This window comes from Microvirga calopogonii, from assembly GCF_003347665.1.
Lineage (GTDB): Bacteria > Pseudomonadota > Alphaproteobacteria > Rhizobiales > Beijerinckiaceae > Microvirga > Microvirga calopogonii.
Genome location: NZ_QDGA01000034.1, coordinates 40,110 through 52,291 on the forward strand (window position 1 = coordinate 40,110; position 12,182 = coordinate 52,291).

At 62.3% G+C, this 12,182-nt stretch carries 13 protein-coding genes; 8 read left to right on the forward strand and 5 right to left on the reverse strand.

Annotation, left to right across the window (positions count from 1 at the left end; all coding sequences use genetic code 11):
* The first annotated feature begins 807 nt into the window (after window positions 1-807).
* Window positions 808-1,002, forward strand: coding sequence for a hypothetical protein (locus DDF70_RS21255; protein WP_114946825.1), 195 nt, complete (start codon window positions 808-810; stop codon window positions 1,000-1,002).
* Here the strand turns inward: DDF70_RS21255 and DDF70_RS21260 are convergent.
* Window positions 989-1,513: a CoA-binding protein gene (locus DDF70_RS21260; protein ID WP_342633941.1), complete on the reverse strand. Its 525-nt coding sequence runs from the start codon at window positions 1,511-1,513 to the stop codon at window positions 989-991. The two genes, DDF70_RS21255 and DDF70_RS21260, sit on opposite strands and share 14 nt — an antisense overlap.
* A 49-nt stretch (window positions 1,514-1,562) precedes the next feature.
* On the opposite strand from DDF70_RS21260, the gene DDF70_RS21265 reads away from it, so the two are divergent.
* Complete coding sequence (locus tag DDF70_RS21265) at window positions 1,563-2,000, forward strand: PaaI family thioesterase (RefSeq protein WP_170316103.1); 438 nt, start codon at window positions 1,563-1,565, stop codon at window positions 1,998-2,000.
* A gap of 12 nt (window positions 2,001-2,012) precedes the next feature.
* Here the strand turns inward: DDF70_RS21265 and DDF70_RS21270 are convergent, their stop codons facing one another.
* The gene (locus DDF70_RS21270; RefSeq protein WP_114946826.1) at window positions 2,013-2,633 is read right to left on the reverse strand and encodes a glutathione S-transferase family protein; all 621 of its coding nucleotides are present in this window, start codon (window positions 2,631-2,633) and stop codon (window positions 2,013-2,015) included.
* A gap of 289 nt (window positions 2,634-2,922) precedes the next feature.
* Between DDF70_RS21270 and rplM the strand changes: the two genes are divergently transcribed.
* Together rplM and rpsI are read left to right on the forward strand one after the other, a co-directional pair.
* Entirely contained in the window at window positions 2,923-3,387 is a 465-nt protein-coding gene (rplM, locus tag DDF70_RS21275; RefSeq protein WP_009492703.1) for a 50S ribosomal protein L13, read from the forward strand.
* 3 nt (window positions 3,388-3,390) lie between these two features.
* Complete coding sequence (gene rpsI, locus DDF70_RS21280; protein ID WP_114946827.1) at window positions 3,391-3,867, forward strand: 30S ribosomal protein S9; 477 nt, start codon at window positions 3,391-3,393, stop codon at window positions 3,865-3,867.
* Window positions 3,868-4,162: 295 nt separating this feature from the next.
* On the opposite strand, the gene DDF70_RS21285 is transcribed toward rpsI, so the two are convergent.
* Window positions 4,163-5,056: a HEPN domain-containing protein gene (locus DDF70_RS21285; protein ID WP_114946828.1), complete on the reverse strand. Its 894-nt coding sequence runs from the start codon at window positions 5,054-5,056 to the stop codon at window positions 4,163-4,165.
* 305 nt (window positions 5,057-5,361) lie between these two features.
* Here DDF70_RS21285 and argC point away from each other — a divergent pair, with 305 nt between their 5' ends.
* Window positions 5,362-6,321, forward strand: coding sequence for an N-acetyl-gamma-glutamyl-phosphate reductase (gene argC / locus DDF70_RS21290; protein WP_114946839.1), 960 nt, complete (start codon window positions 5,362-5,364; stop codon window positions 6,319-6,321).
* Between the two features lie 272 nt (window positions 6,322-6,593).
* Here the strand turns inward: argC and DDF70_RS21295 are convergent, their stop codons facing one another.
* Window positions 6,594-7,478 (reverse strand): fumarylacetoacetate hydrolase family protein, encoded by an 885-nt coding sequence (locus DDF70_RS21295; RefSeq protein WP_114946829.1) that lies wholly within the window; start codon window positions 7,476-7,478, stop codon window positions 6,594-6,596.
* Between the two features lie 382 nt (window positions 7,479-7,860).
* Here DDF70_RS21295 and DDF70_RS21300 point away from each other — a divergent pair, with 382 nt between their 5' ends.
* Window positions 7,861-9,201, forward strand: a complete 1,341-nt coding sequence (locus DDF70_RS21300; protein WP_114946830.1) for an OmpP1/FadL family transporter — start codon at window positions 7,861-7,863, stop codon at window positions 9,199-9,201.
* Between the two features lie 254 nt (window positions 9,202-9,455).
* Here the strand turns inward: DDF70_RS21300 and phaC are convergent, their stop codons facing one another.
* Window positions 9,456-11,261, reverse strand: a complete 1,806-nt coding sequence (gene phaC / locus DDF70_RS21305; protein WP_114946831.1) for a class I poly(R)-hydroxyalkanoic acid synthase — start codon at window positions 11,259-11,261, stop codon at window positions 9,456-9,458.
* A gap of 111 nt (window positions 11,262-11,372) precedes the next feature.
* Here phaC and DDF70_RS21310 point away from each other — a divergent pair, with 111 nt between their 5' ends.
* Window positions 11,373-11,774, forward strand: coding sequence for a hypothetical protein (locus DDF70_RS21310; RefSeq protein ID WP_114946832.1), 402 nt, complete (start codon window positions 11,373-11,375; stop codon window positions 11,772-11,774).
* Between the two features lie 43 nt (window positions 11,775-11,817).
* On the forward strand, window positions 11,818-12,182 hold a 365-nt coding region (locus tag DDF70_RS21315), incomplete at its 3' end, for an aminotransferase class I/II-fold pyridoxal phosphate-dependent enzyme (RefSeq protein ID WP_114946833.1).

Here is a 12,182-nt window from a genome sequence, read left to right on the forward strand (position 1 = left end):
TCCAGGATCATTTTCAAGAGATGTGCTGGGCCTCCACGCCTTGGCGAGGCAGCGGATCCGAAGACGTGGGTGGCCGGATCAAGTCCGGCCATGACGCGGCGGGTGGTGGTCCGGGATCGGGTGCCAGCTGTGGCACCGGCGCCTTGTCATTCCCGCGCAGGCGGGGATGCAGAACTGCGACGTCTCAAGACAGGGCGAGCGGCGTCGCACCTCATTCGGCATCATCAGCGGCTCTGGATCCCGGGCTCCGCTCCCGCGGCCCCGGGATGACGGGGGATGTGTCTCTGTCAAAGAGCCAGCGCCTTGGGGCCCGCAGCTTGCGCTGCGAGCCGTCAGGGTTCGAGGGTGGCGCGTCGGGCAGCCCGGCTCGCTTGTGGATGAGAGATGGAAGAGCCGGACGGCCGCTTCGCGCACGGTTCTTTTCAGGTGGACCAACTGGCAGGGCCAAGGTCGACCTCCCGCGACCACGGGCGTGCGAGGCCTGCGGCGGGACCGTGCCTGCTCCCACACTGCGACGCCTCGCGAGCGCGCCCCTCGTCAGGAGCAGATCTGTGCAATGATATAGCCAAGGTTGCACGGCCTGTCAAGAACAAAATGAGAACATAATCCCGCCTGTCCACCTGCTCGACGTCATCACCGGCCTCGTGCCGGTGATCCCGACCCGCAGAGCGCGGCGCTTCACCGTATCGGGATGGCCGGCACAAGCCCGGCCATGACGTGGAGCGGATGGAAAGGGAGCGCTCCTCTCCGACCCCTCTCCGACCTCATCCTGAGGAGCAGCGCAGCTGCGTCTCGAAGGATCGTCCAATGCGCCTTGAAACATCCTTCGAGACGGTCGCTGCGCGACCTCCTCATGATGAGGCCGGAGACGTGGAGTTGAAGACGTGGATCGCCGCGCCAGATGCGGTCATGACGCGGGCGGATCTCGTTCCGGCGAGCGTCGGCGGAGGCGGGGGACAGCCCTGTACGCTCAGCGCCGTCGGACTCGTCAAGGCCGGTTGAGGCTCAGCTTCTGGAAGCCCTTGCCGGACAGGACCGGCTTCTTGGAACTCAGCATGCGCGAGTTCACGCCCTGCCAGGAGATCTCGCCGGACAGCCGGCCGAACTCGATCTTCGGGCAGCGGTCCATCACGACCTTCAGGCCCTTGGCCTCCGCCTTGGCGGCCGCCTCGTCGTTGCGGACGGAGAGCTGCATCCACAGGACCTTCGGCAGGGGATCGAGGGACAAGGCTTCGTCGGTGATCGGGCCGGCGGCTTCCGAATTGCGGAAGACTTCGACCATGTCGATGGGGTGGGGCACGTCCTTGAGGGAGGCGTAAACCTTCTTGCCGAGAAGTTCGCCGCCGGCGAGGCCCGGATTGATCGGGATGACGTCGTAGCCCCGCTCCAGCAGGTACTTGGTGACGATCCAGCTCGGCCGCGCCGGGTTCTGCGACGCGCCGACCAGCGCGATGGTCTTCACGCTGTTGAGGATGCCGCGGATGTAATCGTTCGGATAATTGTCGTGGTTCATGAAGGGAACGTATGGGATAGGGCAGGGCAGTTCAATGAGCATTTGACGCATGGCTTCGCATCATCCGATCATGACGAAGGACGAACTGACGGCGTTCCTCGACCGGGAATTCCCGCAGATGCACGCGGGAGGGCGCAGCTATTTCGTCGATGAGATTGGGCCGCTGTCAGCCAGGATGCGCATGGAATACCACGAACGCCACTTGCGGCCCGGCGGCACCATTTCCGGCCCGGCCATGATGGCGCTGGCGGACCTCGCCCTCTATGCGGCGATCCTCGCCCATATCGGTCCCGTGGCGCTCGCCGTCACCACGAGCCTCAACTTCAATTTCCTGCGGAAGCCGGAACCCCGTGCTCTGATCGCCGATTGCCGCCTGCTGAAGCTCGGCAAGCGTCTGGCAGTCGGCGACGTGTCGATCTACTCCGCGGGGAGCCCCGATATGGTCTGCCATGCGACCGGCACCTATTCGATTCCGGAGCGCCGCTAGGCCTGTTGCCGGTCAGGTTTTCGGAGGCACAAGCGCATCATCGATCTCCCGCGCCCGCACAGCCGCCGGACGCGAGCTGATGCGCTGCCAATAAGCATCGAAGGCGGGGCGCTTTTCGAGCGTGCCGAACATCATGCCCCAGCCGATCTGCGAGCCGACATAGACGTCGGCGGCCGTGAAGCGGTCGCCTGCGATGTATTCGGATTGGGTGACGGCATATTCCAGCGCGTCGACCACACTCTCGAGACTACCATAGCCGATCGCGCGCTGCCGGTCGGCCGGGACCTCGAAGCCGAAAGCCTTGTTGCTCAAGGAGGCTTCCACCGGCCCCGCCGCAAAGAACATCCAGCGGTAATAGGCGGCCCGCTCCTGGGGTGGCGGGGCGAGCCCGGCTTCGGGAAAGGCATCGGCGAGATAGGCGCAGATCGCCGCCGCCTCGGTGACGATCTTTCCCTTGTGGAGAATCGCCGGCACCTTACCCATGGGATTGATCGCCAGATAGCCGGGCGACTTCATATCCGGGCCGAAGCCGAGGATTTCCGCCCGATAGGCGCATCCCGTCTCCTCCAGCATCCAGCGGGCGATGCGCCCACGGGACATGGGATTCGTGAAGAAGATCAGTTCGTCGGTCATCGGGAGCCTCTCCGAATCTGCGGAACGGGACGTGCCGCGCTGGCTAAGCATAACGGTATTTCGCGCGAAGCCAAAGGAGTGTGGTATTCAGATGCCGTCTATGTGGTCGTATGATACCACATAGGCGCTAACGCTTGTTTTATAAGGGTTTTGTGGAAACAACCCTGCTGAAAATGCTGTTGACTTCGGCGTCCGCTCTGACTAAACAGCCGTCACTCGCCGCCGCATCTCGCGGCGGTTTGTCGTTTTTCAGAACCTGAGCCATATGGCTCCAATGGGATACAGCGCAATGAAGACTACGACTTCGCTGAAGCCCGCCGAGGTCGAGAAGAAGTGGGTTGTGATCGACGCGAAGGGCCTCGTTGTGGGCCGTCTCGCTTCGGTTGTTGCCATGCGTTTGCGTGGCAAGCACAAGGCGAACTACACGCCCCACGTCGACTGCGGCGACAACGTCATCGTCATCAACGCCGACAAGGTGGTGTTCACCGGCCGCAAGCGCGAGCAGAAGGTGTACTATCACCACACCGGTTATCCGGGCGGCATCAAGGAGCGCACCGCGAAGTTCATTCTCGACGGCCGCTTCCCTGAGCGTGTGGTCGAGAAGGCTGTGGAGCGCATGCTCCCCCGCGGCCCGCTTTTCCGTCAGATCATGGGCAACCTGCGCGTCTATGGCGGCGCTGAGCATCCGCATACCGCTCAGCAGCCTGAGGTCCTGGACGTTGCTGCCCTCAATGCCAAGAACGTGAGGGCCTAATCCATGGCGACTCTTCAGTCTCTCGCCGATCTGGGCCAGAACGCCCAGGCCGCCGCTCCGGAAGCTCCGAAGCACGTCCAGAAGCTCGACTCGCTCGGCCGCGCTTATGCCACCGGCAAGCGTAAGGACGCCGTGGCCCGCGTGTGGATCAAGCCCGGTTCCGGCAAGATCGTCATCAACGGCCGCTCGGCCGAGGTGTACTTCGCCCGTCCCGTGCTCCGCATGATCCTCGCTCAGCCGCTCCAGATCGCCCAGCGCGAAGGCCAGTACGACATCACCGTCAACGTCGACGGTGGCGGTCTCTCCGGCCAGGCCGGTGCGGTCCGTCACGGCCTCGCCAAGGCGCTGACCTACTACGAGCCGGAGCTTCGCGGCCCGCTCAAGAAGGAAGGCTTCCTGACCCGCGATCCGCGCGTCGTCGAGCGTAAGAAGTACGGTAAGAAGAAGGCCCGCCGCAGCTTCCAGTTCTCGAAGCGCTAAGGCTTATTCAAGCGAACATTTCGGAAAGGGCGGCTCTCGGGCCGCCCTTTTTGTTTGGGTGGTTCATCCTGCCGGCTATGTCGTTACCTTTCCGGATCTGATCGGGGAGGTGCCGGCGTAAGAAAGGGCTAAGAAAGGGCACTGCCTCATTGTCATTCCGGGGCCGCACAGCGGAGCCCGGAACCCATAACCGCTGACGTTGCAGAAAGAGGCGCGACGCTGCTCACCCTTTCTTTAGGGTCGTGTTTATGGGTTCCGGGTTCGGCCTTTGGCCGCCCCGGAATGACGGGAAGGTTTATGGCGCTTTCAGACGCTCCTCGCAGACCGTCCGCACGAGATCTTGCAGCACCGCGACACGCTCGCCGAGCCATGTGAGTTCTTCCGCATCGATCTCGTAATGCTTCGAGTAGCGCGCATCGACATAGGCGCGCCTGAGCTTCTGGAAGAAGCGCCGCGCACGGCGCGTATCACGCGGCCAGGCCTCGATCAGGCGTGGGTCGAGTTTCTCGCAACGCCTGCGTAGTTCTTGAATATCGTGGAGCTTCGGCGTGTAGAGCGTCAGCACCAGCAGCGTGCAGTGATAGAGCCGCTCGGTCGCTTGGTGATATTGGAAGGCGGCTTCCTTCAAACGCCCCTGCTTAAGTGCATAGCCAGCGGTGTCGAAAAAACCGGTAGCGCTTGAGAACCATTCATCAAAATAGCTCTGTGCTTCCTCGTGCGCCGTTTCGGGCGAGAGCGGCTGCGGCTCGACGAAGGGATGGCCCTCGGCCTCGTAGAGCACGATGCCTTCGCGCACGATGTCCATGAAGAAATAGCGGCCCCGTGCCAGCTGATCGTTCATGTCCGCCAGGGAATGCACAATGAAATGGAACGGATGGCGCGAAGGATTGACCAAGCCCCGGCGAAGGAACCTGTCGTTCACGCCCTCCCAATATTCCGTGTCCGTGAACTCCTCGTTATTGACCACCACGAGCAGGTCGTAATCGGAGATGTAGCCGCCGGCCGGATCGCGCACGGCCTTGCCGCGAGCCTGCGAGCCGTAGAGGATCACCTTCAGGATGCGGCCCTGCTTGCGCTTCTCCGACAGCTTGCCTTTCAGCGCCTCCTCGAATTCGGCGAACAGCACGTCGAGAGCCCAGCGCAGGTCCGCTTGCTGACGTAACGGCAGATGATCGAGGTCGCTGCGCATGCCTTCCCGCTACATAATCCCCTTCATGCCTAAAGCATCCCCACCGAAGGATGAAGGCGTTTCTTCGCTCAAGCCTGGCCTGTTGACAGGAGAGGGGCTTGCCCACATAAGAACCTCTATGTCTACCCGCTTCGACACCCTCCGACGCCGAATGACCGCCGCCCCGGCGCGCGTGCGATGACGGCCGTCTGAGCCCGAACGCAAGCCGCGCCGATGCGCGGCTTTTTTGTTTCTGTTGAACCATATCAGCGTTACGGCTTTAGCCTCACCGGCGGCCACAGGGGACCGGATCGACCATGACAATCATGACCCATAACTCATCAGCCCTCGACCAGAAGACCAGGACCGTCTTCATCGACGGGGAGGCCGGCACGACGGGGCTCGGCATTCGCGAGCGCCTGAAGGACGTGAAGGGTGTCGCGATCCGCAGCATAGATCCCGCGCGGCGCAAGGATCCCGAGGCAAAGCGCGAGATCCTGGCCGATGTGGACCTCGTGGTGCTCTGCCTGCACGACGATGCGGCCCGCGAGACCGTGAGCCTTGTCGACGGTTTGAGCGGCAGGAAGCCCAAGATCCTCGATGCCAGCACGGCGCACCGCGTCGCGCCCGGCTGGGTCTACGGCTTTGCCGAACTCGACCCGGCTCAGCGGGAGGCGGTCGCCAAGGCGGACCGGGTGGCCAATCCGGGCTGCTATCCGACTGGCGCCATCGCGCTTTTGCGCCCGCTCGTGGATGCGGGCCTCGTTCCGGCCGATTACCCGATCAGCGTGAACGCGGTCAGCGGCTATAGCGGCGGCGGGCGCTCGATGATCGAGGCCTACGAGGCCGGCACGGCGCCGTCGTTCGAGCTCTACGGTCTCGGCTTCGAGCACAAGCATGTGCCCGAGCTTCAGAAATATACCGGCCTGACCCGGCGGCCGATCTTCATCCCGTCCGTGGGCAATTTCCGGCAGGGCATGCTGGTGAGCGTGCCGCTGCATCTCGACCTATTGCCCGGCAAGCCGAAGGCGGCGGATCTCGAGGACGCTCTTCTGAAGCACTATCGGGAAGGCGGTCTCGTCAGCGTCGTGCCGACGATCCGGGAGGCCAAGAAGATCGAGCGGATCGAGCCGGAGGCCCTGAACGACACGGACCGGCTGGAACTCTTCGTCTTCAAGCACGACAGCTACAACCACGCCGTCCTGGTGGCGAGGCTCGACAATCTCGGCAAGGGCGCGTCCGGCGCGGCGGTGCAGAACATCCAGCTGATGCTGGGGCTCGTGTAAGCTCTGTCGTCACCGGCCTCGTGCCGGTGGCCTCGATCGTACGAAGCGCCTCGCTGTTCTAGAGCCGTTTCCACTTGCGTGGAATCGTCTCTCTTCTTTGCTGGGTCGCATTTTTTGACGGTGAACCGGATCCACTTCGCCGAAAAATGCTCTAAGCTTTTGCCTTCCTGCATCTTTCCACGCAAAACCGGTTCCCACTTTTGCGTTCGATGCTCTAAACGAGATGGCCGGCACGAGGCCGGCCATGACGGGCAGGGACTGGTTTCGGGCCGTTAATGCCCCTTCCAGCTCTTGGTCGTATCCCCAGCGGGACCTTCAAAAGCCACGAAGCGCTGGCGCTGCTCGCCGAGGCCCTCGATGCCGAGAGACACCACGTCGCCGGCTTTCAGGAAGCGCTGCGGCTTCATGCCCATGCCGACACCGGGTGGGGTGCCGGTCGTGATGACGTCGCCGGGCTCCAGGATCATGAAGTGCGAGACGTATGACACGATCTGCGCCACGTTGAAGATCATCGTCTTGGTCGAGCCGTTCTGCACGCGCTCACCGTTCACGTCGAGCCACATGGAGAGGTTCTGCGGATCCGGGACCTCGTCCTTGGTGACGAGCCAGGGACCGAGAGGTCCGAAGGTCGGGCAGCCTTTGCCTTTGGTCCAGGTTCCGCCGCGCTCGATCTGGTATTCGCGCTCGGAGACGTCGTTGCAGACGCAGTAGCCGGCCACGAAATTGAGCGCCTCGTTGGCGCCGACATAGGAGGCCCGTTCACCGATCACGATGGCGAGTTCGACCTCCCAGTCTGTCTTCTGGGAACCGCGCGGGATGATCACGTCGTCATTCGGCCCGACGATGCAGGACGGAGCCTTGTTGAAGACGATGGGTTCCGCCGGAATGGGCGCCCCGGTCTCGGCCGCATGGTCGGCGTAGTTCAACCCGATGGCGATGAAATTGCGCACCTGTCCGACGCAGGCACCCAGACGCTGTCCCGACGGAGCGACGGGGAGGGTGGCGGGATCGGTCTTGCGGATGCGCTCCAGGGTCTCGGCTGACAGGGACGAGCCATTGATGTCGGGGACGATGCCTGACAGGTCCCGAATCTGGCCGCTGGAATCGATCAGCCCCGGTTTCTCGCGTCCAGCGTCCCCAAATCTCACTAGCTTCATCAAGCGCTCCTCTCGTTAAGGCACGTGCATAATTGGCGCGAATGCGCCGAGCTACAATGCATGTTCTGAACGCAAATATGTTGCTGTTTTGCCACGAAGGCTAATAAAGTGCCGGATTTCCACCTCCTCATGCATTGCCGTTCAATTCAAGATGAAAGCCGACTATACATCGGTTTACATATGAACCATCTGAGCGTACTTCCCGCTTATTCAGTTGCACCAACGTAAAGTGAAGTAGAACTTCTTGGAAACGAGTGGAGTTTAGAATTTATTAATTTCCTATTAGGCGTTCACGAAAGGATTGCGGCCGAAAATAAGCATTGGCACATTGCCCTTACGGCGGGATTCTCCCGTACAAAAATCATAAGGGCAGGAAAACTCCATGGGTCTTCTCTCTCGTTCTTTGTCGCTGGCCGCGGTTTCCGCAGCAGCACTCATCGCCGCCCAAGGCGGCGCGCAGGCTGGTGCCTTCGCGTTGCGCGAGCAGAGCGCCACGGCGCAAGGCTACTCCTTCGCAGGCGCCGCCTCGGGCTCCGGTTACCTGTCCTCCATGTTCTGGAACCCGGCCGTCATCACGATGATGCCGGGCTGGTGGAGTGAGGGACATGCCTCGCTGGTTCTCCCGCAGGTCGACATCAACCCGCTGCCCTCCGTCCCAACCTTCGTGTTCGGCAGCTCGGGCGATATCGGCGAGGACGCGCTCGTTCCCGCTGGTTACAGCTCCTTCCAGATCAACGACACGCTCTGGCTTGGTCTCTCCAGCACCTCGCCCTACGGCCTCGTGACCGATCCCCGCCAGAACTGGTCCGGTCAGCTCTACTCGCGGTCGTCCCGGATCTTCTCCGTGAACGTCAACCCGGTCCTAGGCGTGAAGGTGAACGACTGGTTCTCGTTCGCAGTCGGTCCATCGCTGCAGTATTTCGACATCCGCCTCAAGAGAGCAGTGCCGTTCCCGGGCGCTCCGGCCGCCTCCGCGACGCTGCCCGGCGCTCCGAGCGCCATCCTCGACGGCGACGACATCGGCTTCGGCTTCACGGCCGGTGTGACGATCACGCCGTTCGCCGGCACGACCATCGGTATCGGCTATCGTTCCCAGGTCGAGCATGAACTCGACGGCAGCCTGGAGGCGCCTCGCGGCTCCATCGCCGCCTTGGGTCCCTTCTCGAACGTTCCGATCACCGCCAAGCTGAAGACGCCTGATCAGCTCACCGTCGGCATTTCGCAGGTGATCACGCCGGCCATCACGGTCCATGCCGGTTTCGAATGGACGAACTGGAGCGTCCTCAAGACGCCTCTCGTGCTCGGCCCCGGCGGCGTTACCGTCACCGATATTCCGCTCAACTACAAGGACGGGTACTTCTACTCCCTCGGCGCGGACTACAAGCTGAACGATCAGTGGACCCTGCGTGCGGGTCTCGCCTACGAGCAATCTCCGATCGATACGGAAATCCGCTCCACGCGTCTTCCCGACAACGACCGCATCTGGGCATCGCTCGGTGCGAGCTACCAGTGGAACGACCGTCTGTCCTTCGACGTGGCCTACACGCACATCTTCACGATGGATACGAAAATCCGCATCCTTCCCGGACATCAGGATTTCGAGGGCCTTCCCTATCTGGCGGATGTGGATTCGTCCGTGGATATCATCTCGGCAGGCCTGCGCTATCGTTGGGACAACCCGAAGGTTGCGATCCCGGCGGTTCCGCTCGTCCGCAAGTACTGAGCTTCCAAGAGCTGACAGCAAGAAGGCCGGCAGATCTGCCGGCCTTTCGTTTTTGGGTCTACGTTCTCGCCCACGTCATGGCCGGGCTTGTCCCGGCCATCCCGATGCTGAAAAGCGCTGCGCTTCTTCCATCGGGATCACCGGCACAAGGCCGGTGATGACGCCGAGAACATCATCTTCGTTTGTTATGGCTGAACCCTTGGTCATCCCGATGCCAAGAGTATTTCTCTTTAGGCGCCGTCTGAATGCGCGCTTTAAGATTTCTCCAGAACGTAGGTGCCGGGCGCGTCGCAGAGCGGCTCCAGCTTTCCGCCTCCTGGCTCTCGCGCGGCGACCATCCTGGGCGCCTGGGTCTTGATCCACTCGAACCAGTAGGGCCACCAGGAACCCGATGTCTCGGTTGCCTGCTTCATCCAATCTTCCAATTCTCCCTCGACGGGACCGCCGGTCCAGAATTGGTATTTCGGCTTGGTGGGCGAATTGACGACGCCGGCGATATGTCCCGAGCCTGCAAGCACATAATCGACCGGCCCGCCGAACATCTTCGAGCCGACGAACACGGAGCGGGCTGGGGCGATGTGGTCTTCCTTCGTGGCCAGATTGAAGACCGGCACCTTCACCTTCTTCAGGTCCAGTTTCACTCCGGCAAGCTCCATCTCGCCCTTGGCGAGCTTGTTCTCGAGATAACAGTTGCGCAGGTAGAAGGCGTGGTTCGCCGCGGGCATGCGGGTGGAATCGGCGTTCCAGTAGAGCAGGTCGAAGGGGAAGGGCGATTGGCCCTTCATGTAAACGTTGACCACATAGGGCCAGATCAGATCGTTGGGCCGCAGCATATTGAAGGCGTTCGCCATGCGCGAGCCTTCGAGATACCCGCGCTTCTTCATGGTGGCCTCGAGGCTGCGGACCTCCTCTTCGCCGGCAAAGATCTTCAGGTCGCCCGCATGGGTGAAGTCCACCTGCGCGGTGAAGAATGTGGCGCTGTCGATCCGCTTGTCGCGCTTGGCCGCCATATAGGCGAGGGTCGTCGCCAGCAGGGTTCCGCCGACGCAATAGCCGATGGCCGTCACCTTCTTTTCGCCGGTCGCCTGCTCGATGGCGTCGAGCGCGGCGAAGATGCCGTCCACCATGTAATGCTCGAAGCCCTTCTCGGCATGCTGCTCCGCCGGATTGACCCAGGAGATGCAGAACACGGTCAGCCCCTGCGAGACCGCCCACCGGATGAAGCTCTTCTCCGGATTGAGGTCGAGAATATAGAACTTGTTGATCCAGGGCGGCACGATCAGCAGCGGCCGTTTCAGCACTTTCTCCGTTACGGGAGCATATTGGATCAGCTCGATCAGATCGTTGCGGAAAATCACTTTTCCCGGCGTGGTGGCGATGTTCACGCCCACCTTGAACCGGCTCGTGTCCGATTGCCGGATCTTCAGCTCGCCGCCGCCGGCCTCGATGTCCTCCGCCAGCATGGACATGCCGCGCACGAGATTCGCGCCATTCTCCTTGAGCGTCTCGCGGATCAGCTCCGGGTTGGTCAGGAGGAAGTTCGAAGGCGAGAGCGCGCTGGAGAGCTGCTTGAGATAGAACTGCGCCTTGTGCCGCGTGCGCTCATCGAGGCCTTCGGCATTCTCGACGAGGTCCTCCGCCCAGCGGGACGAAATGAGGTAGGCCTGTTTCAGGAAGTCGAAGATCGGGTTCTCGGACCATTCCGGGTCCTTGAAACGAGTGTCCTTGGGTTCGGGCTCGGCCACAGGGTCTGCGGGTTCGCCCTGCGCACGTTTCAGGGTCGAGGCCCAGAGGGACAGGAATTGCGTTCCGAGGCGGGACTGGGCTTCGAAGCTCTTCTGCGGATCACTCATCCAGACCTCGGCCACCCGACCGAGGGATTTGATGGCTTCCGCAGCGTCATTTGAAAGTTCGGCGGGAGCCTGGCCTTCCTGGACAGGCCTGAGGTACGCGGCTGCAGCCTTGCCGGCTCCCTCGACGAAGCGAGCCATGTTACGGGAGAGTTCCTCGAAGTCCGGGACGGGGCTTTGAGTCTTCTCCTCACCGTATGGCTTGTCCATAAGGCGATCTCCCTCTATCGCAGCAGCATTGCTCGCAAGCCGCATTTCCGACATCTTAGCGTTCGAGCTGTGGGATATGCCAGAGCCCAGTTGCAGATCTTAGGTATCACAATGCGTACGAAGGCCTTTCCGATCCCCTGCGCCGCGGCGATTGCCGTGACGATGCTTGCTGCAGGCTGCAACGGCAGCTTCAATCCCGTCCGGGATGTGGCGACCGCCGTGGGGGCAGGCCCGCAGACGGCGGCGAGTCAGGATTTCGTCGTTCAGTCGAGACCGACGAATCTGGAATATATGCCGATCGGTACACCTGTCCCGGATCGCCAGACCCCGGCAAGGACGGCTGACCAGATCAAGGCCGCCGAGGCGGAACTCGATGCCATTCGGGCCCAAAACGAGGCTGCCGGCGCTGCGGCCGCCGAGCTCGGCAAGACGCCGCCTCCCGAGCCGATCAAGCTCCCGGCCAACACGTCGCAGCAGACGCGCCAGAAGACGAATTCCAAGAGAACGCCTTAGAACCTATACCGGAATCCCGTGATTCCGCCCGAGGACGAGACCGATGCCTGATTTCTACCGGATTAAGCGCCTTCCGCCTTACGTCTTCGAGCAGGTCAACCGCATCAAGGCCGCGGCCCGCGCCAACGGAGCGGACATCATTGACCTCGGGATGGGCAATCCGGATCTGCAGGCCCCCCAGCACGTGATCGACAAGCTCGTCGAGACCGTGGGCAAGCCGCGCACGGACCGCTACTCCGCCTCCAAGGGCATCGGCGGGCTGCGCCGCGCCCAGGCCGGCTATTACGAGCGCCGCTTCGGCGTGAAGCTCAACCCCGACACCCAGGTGGTGGCGACCCTCGGCTCGAAAGAGGGCTTCGCCAACATGGCCCAGGCCATCACCGAGCCCGGCGACGTGATCCTGGTGCC

Excerpts from the sequence above, each read along its gene's own strand:
- DDF70_RS21285 (WP_114946828.1), bottom strand. The coding sequence starts at position 5,056 with ATGCGCAGCGACCTCGATCATCTGCCGTTACGTCAGCAAGCGGACCTG.
- DDF70_RS21300 (WP_114946830.1), top strand. The coding sequence starts at position 7,861 with ATGGGTCTTCTCTCTCGTTCTTTGTCGCTGGCCGCGGTTTCCGCAGCA.
- DDF70_RS21295 (WP_114946829.1), bottom strand. The coding sequence starts at position 7,478 with ATGAAGCTAGTGAGATTTGGGGACGCTGGACGCGAGAAACCGGGGCTG.
- rpsI (WP_114946827.1), top strand. The coding sequence starts at position 3,391 with ATGGCGACTCTTCAGTCTCTCGCCGATCTGGGCCAGAACGCCCAGGCC.
- rplM (WP_009492703.1), top strand. The coding sequence starts at position 2,923 with ATGAAGACTACGACTTCGCTGAAGCCCGCCGAGGTCGAGAAGAAGTGG.
- DDF70_RS21310 (WP_114946832.1), top strand. The coding sequence starts at position 11,373 with ATGCGTACGAAGGCCTTTCCGATCCCCTGCGCCGCGGCGATTGCCGTG.
- DDF70_RS21270 (WP_114946826.1), bottom strand. The coding sequence starts at position 2,633 with ATGACCGACGAACTGATCTTCTTCACGAATCCCATGTCCCGTGGGCGC.
- phaC (WP_114946831.1), bottom strand. The coding sequence starts at position 11,261 with ATGGACAAGCCATACGGTGAGGAGAAGACTCAAAGCCCCGTCCCGGAC.
- DDF70_RS21260 (WP_342633941.1), bottom strand. The coding sequence starts at position 1,513 with ATGAACCACGACAATTATCCGAACGATTACATCCGCGGCATCCTCAAC.
- DDF70_RS21255 (WP_114946825.1), top strand. The coding sequence starts at position 808 with ATGCGCCTTGAAACATCCTTCGAGACGGTCGCTGCGCGACCTCCTCAT.
- argC (WP_114946839.1), top strand. The coding sequence starts at position 5,362 with ATGACCCATAACTCATCAGCCCTCGACCAGAAGACCAGGACCGTCTTC.
- DDF70_RS21265 (WP_170316103.1), top strand. The coding sequence starts at position 1,563 with ATGGCTTCGCATCATCCGATCATGACGAAGGACGAACTGACGGCGTTC.